This window comes from Mycolicibacter senuensis (assembly GCF_003284925.1).
Classification (GTDB): domain Bacteria; phylum Actinomycetota; class Actinomycetes; order Mycobacteriales; family Mycobacteriaceae; genus Mycobacterium; species Mycobacterium algericum_A.
The window spans coordinates 1-9,869 of record NZ_QMEX01000131.1 but is presented as its reverse complement, the minus strand read 5'-3'; the positions used below and the strand labels follow the sequence as shown (position 1 = coordinate 9,869).

Sequence of the window (9,869 nt, the reverse complement as noted above, 5' to 3'; positions counted from 1 at the left end):
GCGCGGCCGGCGCGTTCGGCCGTCCGGGCGGTGCACCCAAGCGGGGACGCAAGTCGAAGCGGGCGAAACGCGCCGAGTACGAGAACATGCAGGCGCCGGTCGTCGGCGGCGTGCGGTTGCCGCACGGCAACGGCGAGACCATCCGGCTGGCCCGCGGTGCGTCGCTGAGCGATTTCGCCGAGAAGATCGACGCCAACCCGGCCGCGCTGGTGCAGGCGCTGTTCAACCTCGGTGAGATGGTCACCGCCACCCAGTCGGTCGGCGACGAGACCCTCGAGCTGCTCGGCAGCGAGATGAACTTCGTGGTGCAGGTCGTCTCGCCCGAGGACGAGGACCGCGAACTGCTGGAGTCCTTCGACCTCTCCTACGGCGAAGACTCGGGCGACGAGGAGGACCTGCAGAGCCGCCCGCCGGTGGTGACGGTGATGGGTCACGTCGACCACGGCAAGACCCGGCTGCTGGACACCATCCGCAAGGCCAATGTGCGCGAAGCCGAGGCCGGCGGCATCACCCAGCACATCGGTGCCTACCAGGTGGCCGTCGACTTCGACGGCTCCGAGCGGTTGATCACCTTCATCGACACCCCGGGCCACGAAGCGTTCACCGCCATGCGCGCCCGCGGTGCCAAGGCCACCGACATCGCCATCCTGGTGGTGGCCGCCGACGACGGTGTGATGCCGCAGACGGTGGAGGCGATCAACCACGCCCAGGCCGCCGATGTGCCGATCGTGGTGGCGGTCAACAAGATCGACAAGGAGGGCGCCGACCCGGCCAAGATCCGTGGCCAGCTCACCGAATACGGTTTGGTGCCAGAGGAGTTCGGCGGTGAGACGCTGTTCGTCGATATCTCCGCCAAGCAGGGCACCAACATCGAGGCCCTGGAGGAGGCGGTGCTGCTGACCGCCGACGCCGCCCTGGACCTGCGGGCCAACCCCGACATGGAAGCCCAGGGTGTGGCGATCGAGGCGCACCTGGACCGCGGTCGCGGTCCGGTCGCCACCGTGCTGATCCAGCGCGGCACGCTGCGGGTCGGTGACTCGATCGTCGCCGGCGACGCCTACGGCCGGGTCCGGCGGATGGTCGACGAGCACGGCGACGACGTTGAGGAGGCGCTGCCCTCGCGGCCCGTCCAGGTCATCGGGTTCACCTCGGTGCCCGGCGCCGGTGACAACCTGCTGGTCGTCGACGAGGACCGGATCGCCCGCCAGATCGCCGACAAGCGCAACGCCCGCAAGCGCAATGCGCTGGCGGCCCGGTCGCGCAAGCGGATCTCGCTGGAGGACCTGGACTCGGCGCTGAAGGAAACCAGTCAGCTGAACCTGATCCTCAAGGGCGACAACGCCGGTACCGTCGAGGCGCTGGAAGAGGCCCTGATGGGCATCCAGATCGACGACGAGGTGCAGCTGCGGGTGATCGACCGCGGTGTCGGTGGCATCACCGAGACCAACGTCAACCTGGCATCGGCGTCGGACGCGATCATCATCGGGTTCAACGTGCGCGCCGAGGGCAAGGCCACCGAGCTGGCCAACCGCGACGGTGTGGAGATCCGGTACTACTCGATCATCTACCAGGCGATCGAGGAGATCGAGAGCGCGCTCAAGGGCATGCTCAAGCCTGTATTCGAGGAGAAGGAGCTGGGGCGCGCCGAGATCCGCGCGATCTTCCGATCCTCGAAGGTCGGCAACATCGCCGGTTGCCTGGTCACCTCCGGCGTCATGCGCCGCAACGCCAAGGCCCGGCTGCTGCGCGACTCGGTCGTGGTCGCCGAGAACCTCACGGTCTCCTCGCTGCGCCGGGAGAAGGACGATGTCACCGAGGTCCGCGACGGCTACGAATGTGGTCTGACGCTGACCTACAGCGACATCAAGGAAGGCGACGTCATCGAGACCTACGAGCTCGTAGAGAAGGCACGGACCTAGCCATGGCTGACCCGGCACGCGCGCGCCGGCTGGCCAAGCGGATCTCCGCGATCGTCGCCTCGGCGATCGAGTACGAGATCAAGGATCCGCGGCTGGCCGGGGTCACGATCACCGATGCCAAGGTGACCGCCGACCTGCACGACGCCACGCTGTACTACACGGTGCTGGGCCGCTCCCTGGACGAGGACCCCGACTACGATGGCGCGGCCGCCGCACTGGACGGGGCCAAGGGCGTGTTGCGCTCCAAGGTCGGCGCCGGGACCGGAGTGCGTTTCACCCCGACCCTGACCTTCGTTCGCGACACCGTGCCCGACGCCGCACACCGGATGTCGGAGTTGCTGGCTGCAGCCCAGGCAGCCGACGCGGACCTGGCCCGGATACGGGAAGGCAAGCAGCCGGTCGGGGACCCCAACCCCTACCGGGAGGCGCCCGGCCGATCGGGCGCCGAAGACAGCGGTCACGGTGAGCGATCCGGCGACTGAGCCGCCGGTGAGGGGTCGGCGTATCGACGCCGCCGGGGCCGTGGCGCTGCTGGCGGGCGCGAACACGCTGGCGGTGATCTGCCATGTGCATCCCGATGCCGACACGATCGGTGCCGCGCTGGCGCTCGCGATGGTCCTCCGACGGCGCGGCAAGCAGGTCCAGGTCTGTTTCGCCCGTCCTGCTTGTCCGTCGGAGCTGCCGCAGTCGCTGCAATCGCTGCCGGGCGGCGAGCTGCTGGTCAGTCCGGAGGCGCTACGCGCCGACGCCGACCTGGTGGTGACGGTGGACGTCTCGAGCGCCGATCGGCTCGGTGCCCTGCAGCAGCTGGCAGCCGCTTGCCCCGAGCTGCTGGTGGTCGACCATCATGTCTCCAATCAGCTGTTCGGCACGGCGAATTTCGTTGATCCGTCAGCGGATTCGACGACGATGCTGGTGGCCGAGCTGATCGACGCTTGGGGCGAACCGATCGACACGGACGTGGCGCATTGCCTCTATGCCGGGCTGGCCACCGACACCGGCTCGTTTCGGTGGGCCACTGCCCGCGCCTACCGGCTGGCGGCCCGGCTGGTGGGCGCCGGGGTGGACAACGCGGCGATCACCCGCACCGTGATGGACACCCACCCGTTCGACTGGTTGAGGTTGCTGTCGCGGGTGTTGGCCGACGCCCGGCTGCTGCCCGACGCGGTGCGTGGGCGCGGGCTGGTCTATGCCGTGGTCGACAACGCCGAGTGGACCGCCGCGCGGCCCGAAGAGGTGGAGAGCATCGTCGACATCGTGCGGACCACCCAGCAGGCCGAGGTGGCCGCGGTGTTCAAGGAGGTCGAGCCGGGCTGCTGGGCGGTGTCGATGCGCGCCAAGTCGGCGGTCGACCTCAGCGCCGTCGCCGTTTCGTTCGGCGGTGGCGGGCATCGGCTGGCCGCCGGGTACACGGCCACCGGCGGAGCGCAGGACGTGGTCGCCGCCCTGGTCGCCGCGCTGGACTGATGATCGAGGGCACGCCGGCGGGCGCCCGCCAGATCACGGCGCTGGCACTGCCGGCGCTGGTGGTGCTGGCCGCCGAGCCGCTGTATCTACTGTTCGACACCGCGGTGGTGGGCCGGCTGGGCGCGCTGGGCCTGGCCGGGCTGGCCATCGGCGGGCTGATCCTGGGGCTGCTGGCCTCGCAGGCCACCTTCTTGTCCTACGGAACCACCGCGCGCTCGGCACGTCACTACGGTGCCGGCGACCGCGCCGCAGCGGTCGCCGAGGGGGTCCAGGCGACCTGGCTGGCACTGGGTCTGGGAACAGTGATCGTGGTCGTGGTGCAGGCCGCGGCGGTACCGCTGGTATCGGCCATTGCCGGCCGCGACGACATCGCCGCGGCCGCTTGCGGGTGGCTGCGGATCGCGATCCTGGGCGCCCCGGCGATCCTGGTGTCGCTGGCCGGCAACGGCTGGCTGCGCGGCGTGCAGGACACCGTGCGACCGCCCCGCTACGTGGTTGCCGGTTTTGCGCTTTCGGCGTTGCTGTGCCCGCTGCTGGTCTACGGCGGCCTCGGTATGCCGCGCTGGGGACTGCCCGGGTCGGCGGTGGCCAACTGTGCCGGCCAGTGGCTCGCCGCGCTGCTGTTCCTGCGTGCTCTGCGCTCCGAGCGGATCCCACTGCGGATCGACGGCCCGGTGCTGCGGGCGCAGGTGTTGATGGGTCGCGACCTGATCGTGCGCTCGCTGGCCTTCCAGGCCTGTTTCGTATCGGCTGCCGCGGTCGCGGCGCGATTCGGGGCCGCAGCGCTGGCCGCCCATCAGATCGTGCTGCAGCTGTGGACGTTTCTGGCGTTGGTGCTCGATTCACTGGCCATCGCCGCGCAGGCGCTGGTGGGCGCGGCCCTGGGCGCCGGTGCGGCCGGGCACGCCAGATCGGTGGCCGCCCGGGTGACGGTGTTCTCGGCGGTCGCCGCCGCGGTGCTGGCAGCGTTGCTCGCCGCCGGGTCCACGGTGCTGCCGGGAGTGTTCACCGATGATGCCGCGGTGCTGGCGTCGGTCGCGGTGCCGTGGTGGTTCCTGGTAGCCCAATTGCCCATCGCCGGAGTGGTTTTCGCCCTAGACGGGGTGTTGCTGGGGGCCGGTGACGCCGCGTTCATGCGCACGGCAACCGTGATCAGCGCGCTGGCCGGCTTCCTGCCGCTGACCTGGCTGTCACTGATGCTGGACTGGGGACTGGCCGGCATCTGGTCGGGGCTGACCACATTCATCGTGCTGCGCCTGGTGTTCGTCGGGTGGCGGGCGCTTTCGGGACGATGGACGCGGGCCGGCCGGCCGTAGGATCGGCGGGCATGAGCGGTGAACGGGATCGGATGCTCAGCGGGGCGCTGTACCGCCCGGACGACCCCGGGCTGGTCGCCGACCGGCAGGCATGTCAGCGCTTGGTGACCGCGTTCAACGACACCTGCGCGGGCGAGGAAGACCGCCGCCGGGAGCTGTTGGGCGAACTGCTCGGATCTGTCGGGGAAGCGTCGGTCATCATGCCGCGATTCTGTTGCGACTACGGCAGCCACATCAACATCGGGGCCAACTGCTTCATCAACTACGACGCGATCCTGCTCGACTGCGCGCCCATCACCATCGGTGACCACGTGTCCATCGGCCCGCGCGCCCAACTGGTCACGGCGCTGCACCCGATCGACGACATCGCCGCCCGGCGGGCCGGCTGGGAGTCGGCGGCGCCGATCACGATCGGCGACAACGTCTGGTTGGCGGCCGGCGTCATCGTCTGTCCGGGGGTGACGATCGGGGCCGATACCGTCATCGGCGCCGGCAGCGTGGTGACCCGCGACATCCCGGCGGGTGCGTTCGCTGCCGGGAATCCCTGCCGGGTCATCCGCGCGATCAGGTAGGCCGTCGCGGGCCGGCCGCGGACCGCGTTCCGGCACGGCAGGCAGTCGTCCACCACGGCATTACAAATAAGCCTATGACTGTCCAAACTATGTAAAAAATTTGCGTTGGCTATCTATACATCTAGGTTACTGGCGAGTAGCGTTTCGCCCGTTGTTAACGGTGACACACGCCGTGTCCAGCACGACGTGGGTCACCGACCCCTCGAAACGCAGCAGAAAAGGACACACACGCAGATGATGCATTATCGGTTGATTGCCGCCGGTCTAGCGGCCGGCGGCGGGCTGGTGACCGCGGCGTTCCTGCAGGCGGCGGTCGCGATGGCCGGCCCCGACGCGGACGGTGTGGCACCCAGCGCCACCGGCGCCGACGCCTTCACCATCGGCGACTTCACGTTCGACCCGTTCACCGGAAGCGGCTCCTCGGCGGCTGAGGGCTTCTCCCTTGTTCACCCGCTCACCGGGTCGGCGCCGCTGCTGACGCTCGGTGGTGGCAGCCCGGGGGGACTGCTGCCCACCGCGCCGCAGAGTTTCGACGTCTTCGGGACAGACGGCACCAATCTGGGGAGCATCGACTCCAGCGTGGTCGTGACGAACCTGGCCGGCTTCACCAACACCGAGTTCACCGTCACCGACGTCACGGCGGCAGACGGATCGACGGCGGATCTGCCCGTCGAGGGCTCGGTCTACGACGTCTTCAACTTCGGTGGCGGCTTCGCGAACGTCTACGTCGCCACCCCGGGCGAGAACGGAACCGTCACCGACACCTTCGTGACGCCGTTTGGCAGCATGGACCTGAGTTCGGTGTTCGCCGGTATCAACGCGGCCGACCCGCTGCAGCCCGGTGACGCGTTCGCCGCGCTACAGGCCGGGGCGTCCGGCGGTGGCGAGGATGCCTTCGCCATCGGCGGTCTGACCCTGGACCCCTTCACCGGAACCGGTGACTCGGCACAGGAGGGTTTCGCCGCGATCAACGCGCTCGGCGGCGCGGGGCCCTTCCTGGCCATCGGCGGCGCATCGCTGGGTGACCCCAGCCAACATGGCAGCGGTCTCGCCTCGCAGGACTTCGACGTCTACAGCGGTACCGGCGACGACGCCACCCAGATCGGCACCATCAACACCGCGGTGGATGTCACCAACCTGTTAGGCATGACCAACACCCAGTTGGTCGTCACCGACGGCTCGGAGACCGGTGACGGACTGCCGGCAGCGGGAACGATCTACGACGCGTTCAACTTCGGCGGCGGTTTCGCCAACGTCTACGTCGCCACGCCGGGCGAGGACGGCACCATCACCGACACCTTCGTGACGCCGTTCGGAAGCATGGACCTGAGCTCGCTGTTCGCCGGTATGGGCGACGGGATCAGCCTGGACCCGGGGGCGGCGTTCGGCGCGCTGAGTGACAGCGCCGTGGGTGAGGACGCCTTCACCATCGGGGGTACCACCTTCGACCCGTTCACCGGATCCGGGGACGACACCACCGCGGGCTTCGCGCCGGTCTTCCAGACGGTCGGCGCGCTGCCACTGCTCAACATCGGCGGTGGCACGCCGGGCCTCGATCTGGGCGGTACGTTCTTCCCGCTCCCGATCACGTCGCAGGATTTCAACATCTATGACGGGACCGAGCTGCTCGGCACCGCGCACGCCCAGGAGACCGTCACCCAGCTGTTGGGCCTGACCACCACGGAGTTCGTCATCGACGGTGTCACGCCCGGCGATGGTGACGCCGCGGACCTGCCGGAGCTGGGTTCGGTGTACAGCGTGCTGAACCTCGGTGGTGGCTTCGCCAATGTCTACTCGGCCATTCCGGGTCTGGACGGTGCCGACAGCACTGTCACCGACACCTTCGTGACCCCGTTCGGCGACTTCGACCTGAGCTCGTTGTTCGGTGGCTTCGACGCCTCGGCGCTGATGGACCCGGGCGACGCGTTCCTGGGGCTCGACTTCTAGCAGTTCGCCTCGACTGACACGTCCCGGGCGGTATGGCGACACCGCCCGGGACGTGTCTTGTCAATGCAGTTGCGCCCGCCCGCGTTTCAGCACCGCCGCCCGGTTGGCGGCGACGTCCGCGGAGCTCACCGTTTGCAGCCACTGCTTGGCGGCCATCGCCTCGATCCACAGCCCGGTGGCGGTCTGCGACTCGTCGATGCGGTGGTAGGCGGCCAGCAAGGCGCGCACCGCGGCCTGGTTGTTGCCGACGATCGACGCCGCCACCCCGCGAGCCGTGTCCAGCAGCTCGGCGTGCGGCACCACCTGCGTGACCAAGCCGGCCCGTAGTGCATCGGCGGCGCTCAGGTAATCGCCGGTCAGGCTCATCCGGCGGGCCAAGCCCACCCCGACGCGTTGCGGCAGCCGTACGCTCAGCCCCCAGCTGGGCATCAGCCCGACCCGGGCATGGGTATCGGCGAAGCGAGCCTGCTCCGAGGCGATAAGAAGGTCGCAGTACAGCGCCAACTCCAGCCCGCCCGTCACCGCGGCCCCGTTGATCGCCCCGATCACCGGTTTGGTCAGCGGTGGCCACTGCGGTGAGATATCCGGCAGCGCAGTCGAATCGGAATCGCCGAACTCCTTGAGATCCAGGCCGGCGCAGAACACCGGATCGGCGCCGGTCAGGATCATCACGTCGACGCCGTCGTCGGCGTCGGCCTCGGCCAGGGCGCTGAAGACCGCGTCACGCAACGCGCGGGAGAGCGCATTGCGGGCCTGCGGACGGTTGAGTGTCAGGGTACGGATGCGGTCTTGCGTCTGGACCAGCAGCATGTCGTCGCTCACCGGTTCACCGTAGCCCCGACTACGCTGGGCGGAATGCAGGCCCTGAAGGAGTGGAGTGCCGTCGTCGCGGCGCTGCTGGGCGGCCGGCAACGAATCCTGCTGCGCAAGGGCGGCATCCACGAAAAGCGGTTCGAGGTCGCCGCTGACGAATTCCTGTTGTTCCCGACGGCGGTGCACAGTCACGCCGAGCGGGTCCGCCCCGAACACCGTGACCTGTTGACCGCGGCGGTCGGCGACTCCACCGGCGGCCAGGTGCTGGTGCGGGCCGCGGCGAAAGTGGTCGCGAGGTTGCCCGTTGAGCGCCCAGAAGCCCTCGAGGACATCTCCGACCTGCATATCTGGACCGCCGAGTCGGTGCGCGCCGATCGGCTGGATTTCCGGCCCAGACACCGGCTGACGGCGCTGGTGGTCCAGGTGTTTCCGCTGACCGCACCGGTGCGGTTGGCGCGCAGCCCCGACTATGCCGGCTGCAACAGTTGGGTGCGGCTACCGATCGCCGACCCTGAGCTGGGCGACCCGGTGCTCACCACCGAACAGCTCGAGGCGGTGACCGCCCGGGTCCGCGACACCGTGGGCTGACAAGTCCACCGGATCGTGCGCGCTGTGTGTGCGGGCGTTCGCCGACCAGTCCTCGCCGATGCTCACCCCTGCCCGGTCGCGCTCGACCAGTGCCAGCACCAACCGGCCGTCGGGGTCCAGCCCGCTGGCGGCCAGCCGCCCGGCGCGCAGGTGCCTAGCGCCGGGACCGCAGGGTGCGGATGATCTGAGCCGACAGGTCGGGGTCGGCCAGCAGTTGGTCGATGAGAGCGGTCATGACCTCCTGCCCGGTGATGCGGGCGCAGCCCACCCGGTCGGCGGCGTCCCGCTGCCAGAGATCGAGCCCGCGGTGCTGGGCCGGCGACAGGTCGACGGTGCGACGGGTGCGGGTCTGACGCAGCGGGATCGGCTCGGTCGGCTTCATGCCGGTTTCGCGTGCCGGCGACCAGTCGGGTGCCTGGACGCCGAGACCGCGATTGTCGAGGGGGTCGCTGGCAGCGCTCATCATGTGGACCTTTGTCTCTGGTAGGGCCTCACTCTGATACTGACGCCAGACTAGCCCGCCTGCCGCGCAAGCGTCGGGGAGCGGTCGGATCGGTGGTTGCACTGGTTTATCACCGCGCGAATTCGGTCGCCATCTATCGCGGTCAGGAAGCAATTAGTAGAGGTCATTGCAAAGCGTGATCAGAAACCTATAGCCGGGGGTGAAGTCATTAAATACGGGCATGCGTGAATCAGTGGCTCAGTAGATCAGTAGATCAGGTATTACCTGCATATAAGCTGTTTCACCTCCCTCGGCAGCGCCAACGAAACGGTTATCTGCCGCGGCGTAGAAAATGTCTTCTTGCCATTGTTTCGAGGCTTGACGCGGTGCTAGCGTCGCAATATAAGGAAAAGTAATCCGGAGAGGCCTCGAATGAGGAGGGTGAAATGTCGATATCCACGAATTCATGCCGCCGCCTGGCGGCCGGTGCGATCGGCGCCGCCACGGTCGCCGGCGCACTGCTCGTCGGCGGTGCAGCGTCGGCGCAGGCCGCCCCGGGTATGGTCGGCGACCCGCCCGCCACGGTCCAGGTCGAGCGCGCGAATCCGATCACGGCCGTAAGCGGGTTGGCCACCGATCGTGTGCCGACGAACTTCGCCGCCGGCCGGCAATCCGGGCCGATGCCGCAGTGGTGGGGCCACCACTGGTGGCATCACCATCACCACTGGTGGCATCGCTGGTGGTGGTGGTGGTGACCGCGATGCGGGCCTCGCGCAATGCTGACGGCGGGCGGCGCGGCGCCGCC

Annotated in this window: 10 protein-coding genes; 7 read left to right on the top strand and 3 right to left on the bottom strand. The window is 68.9% G+C overall.

Annotated features, from left to right (window positions below; translation table 11 throughout):
• From infB to DQP56_RS19790, 6 genes are all read left to right on the top strand, one after another.
• On the top strand, nucleotides 1–1,919 hold a 1,919-nt coding region (gene infB, locus DQP56_RS19815), incomplete at its 5' end, for a translation initiation factor IF-2 (protein WP_112688362.1).
• Nucleotides 1,920–1,921: 2 nt separating this feature from the next.
• The gene (gene rbfA / locus DQP56_RS19810; protein WP_112688360.1) at nucleotides 1,922–2,401 is read left to right on the top strand and encodes a 30S ribosome-binding factor RbfA; all 480 of its coding nucleotides are present in this window, start codon (nucleotides 1,922–1,924) and stop codon (nucleotides 2,399–2,401) included.
• A 7-nt stretch (nucleotides 2,402–2,408) separates the two neighbouring features.
• On the top strand, nucleotides 2,409–3,386 hold the full coding sequence (locus DQP56_RS19805; RefSeq protein WP_286167789.1) for a DHH family phosphoesterase: 978 nt from the start codon (nucleotides 2,409–2,411) through the stop codon (nucleotides 3,384–3,386).
• Entirely contained in the window at nucleotides 3,386–4,702 is a 1,317-nt protein-coding gene (locus tag DQP56_RS19800; protein ID WP_112688356.1) for an MATE family efflux transporter, read from the top strand. Before DQP56_RS19805 ends, DQP56_RS19800 begins: the two co-directional genes overlap by 1 nt.
• A gap of 11 nt (nucleotides 4,703–4,713) precedes the next feature.
• A complete protein-coding gene (locus DQP56_RS19795) occupies nucleotides 4,714–5,274 on the top strand; it encodes a sugar O-acetyltransferase (protein ID WP_112688364.1) in 561 nt (186 codons plus the stop codon).
• A 234-nt stretch (nucleotides 5,275–5,508) separates the two neighbouring features.
• Nucleotides 5,509–7,221, top strand: coding sequence for a hypothetical protein (locus DQP56_RS19790; protein ID WP_112688354.1), 1,713 nt, complete (start codon nucleotides 5,509–5,511; stop codon nucleotides 7,219–7,221).
• Between the two features lie 60 nt (nucleotides 7,222–7,281).
• Here DQP56_RS19790 and DQP56_RS19785 read toward each other — a convergent pair whose 3' ends face one another.
• The gene (locus DQP56_RS19785) at nucleotides 7,282–8,043 is read right to left on the bottom strand and encodes an enoyl-CoA hydratase (protein ID WP_112688352.1); all 762 of its coding nucleotides are present in this window, start codon (nucleotides 8,041–8,043) and stop codon (nucleotides 7,282–7,284) included.
• Between the two features lie 33 nt (nucleotides 8,044–8,076).
• On the opposite strand from DQP56_RS19785, the gene DQP56_RS19780 reads away from it, so the two are divergent.
• Complete coding sequence (locus DQP56_RS19780) at nucleotides 8,077–8,622, top strand: DUF1802 family protein (RefSeq protein ID WP_112688350.1); 546 nt, start codon at nucleotides 8,077–8,079, stop codon at nucleotides 8,620–8,622.
• 154 nt (nucleotides 8,623–8,776) lie between these two features.
• On the opposite strand, the gene DQP56_RS19770 is transcribed toward DQP56_RS19780, so the two are convergent.
• Entirely contained in the window at nucleotides 8,777–9,085 is a 309-nt protein-coding gene (locus DQP56_RS19770) for a hypothetical protein (RefSeq protein WP_370493424.1), read from the bottom strand.
• Nucleotides 9,086–9,528: 443 nt separating this feature from the next.
• Nucleotides 9,529–9,777, bottom strand: coding sequence for a hypothetical protein (locus tag DQP56_RS25055; protein WP_205868927.1), 249 nt, complete (start codon nucleotides 9,775–9,777; stop codon nucleotides 9,529–9,531).
• Nucleotides 9,778–9,869: the final 92 nt, after the last annotated feature.

Bases quoted from the DNA above. Each gene is read 5' to 3' on its own strand.
- rbfA (WP_112688360.1), top strand. From the start codon at position 1,922: ATGGCTGACCCGGCACGCGCGCGCCGGCTGGCCAAGCGGATCTCCGCG.
- DQP56_RS19800 (WP_112688356.1), top strand. From the start codon at position 3,386: ATGATCGAGGGCACGCCGGCGGGCGCCCGCCAGATCACGGCGCTGGCA.
- DQP56_RS19795 (WP_112688364.1), top strand. From the start codon at position 4,714: ATGAGCGGTGAACGGGATCGGATGCTCAGCGGGGCGCTGTACCGCCCG.
- DQP56_RS19790 (WP_112688354.1), top strand. From the start codon at position 5,509: ATGATGCATTATCGGTTGATTGCCGCCGGTCTAGCGGCCGGCGGCGGG.
- DQP56_RS19780 (WP_112688350.1), top strand. From the start codon at position 8,077: ATGCAGGCCCTGAAGGAGTGGAGTGCCGTCGTCGCGGCGCTGCTGGGC.
- DQP56_RS19770 (WP_370493424.1), bottom strand. From the start codon at position 9,085: ATGAGCGCTGCCAGCGACCCCCTCGACAATCGCGGTCTCGGCGTCCAG.
- DQP56_RS25055 (WP_205868927.1), bottom strand. From the start codon at position 9,777: ATGCCACCAGTGGTGGCCCCACCACTGCGGCATCGGCCCGGATTGCCG.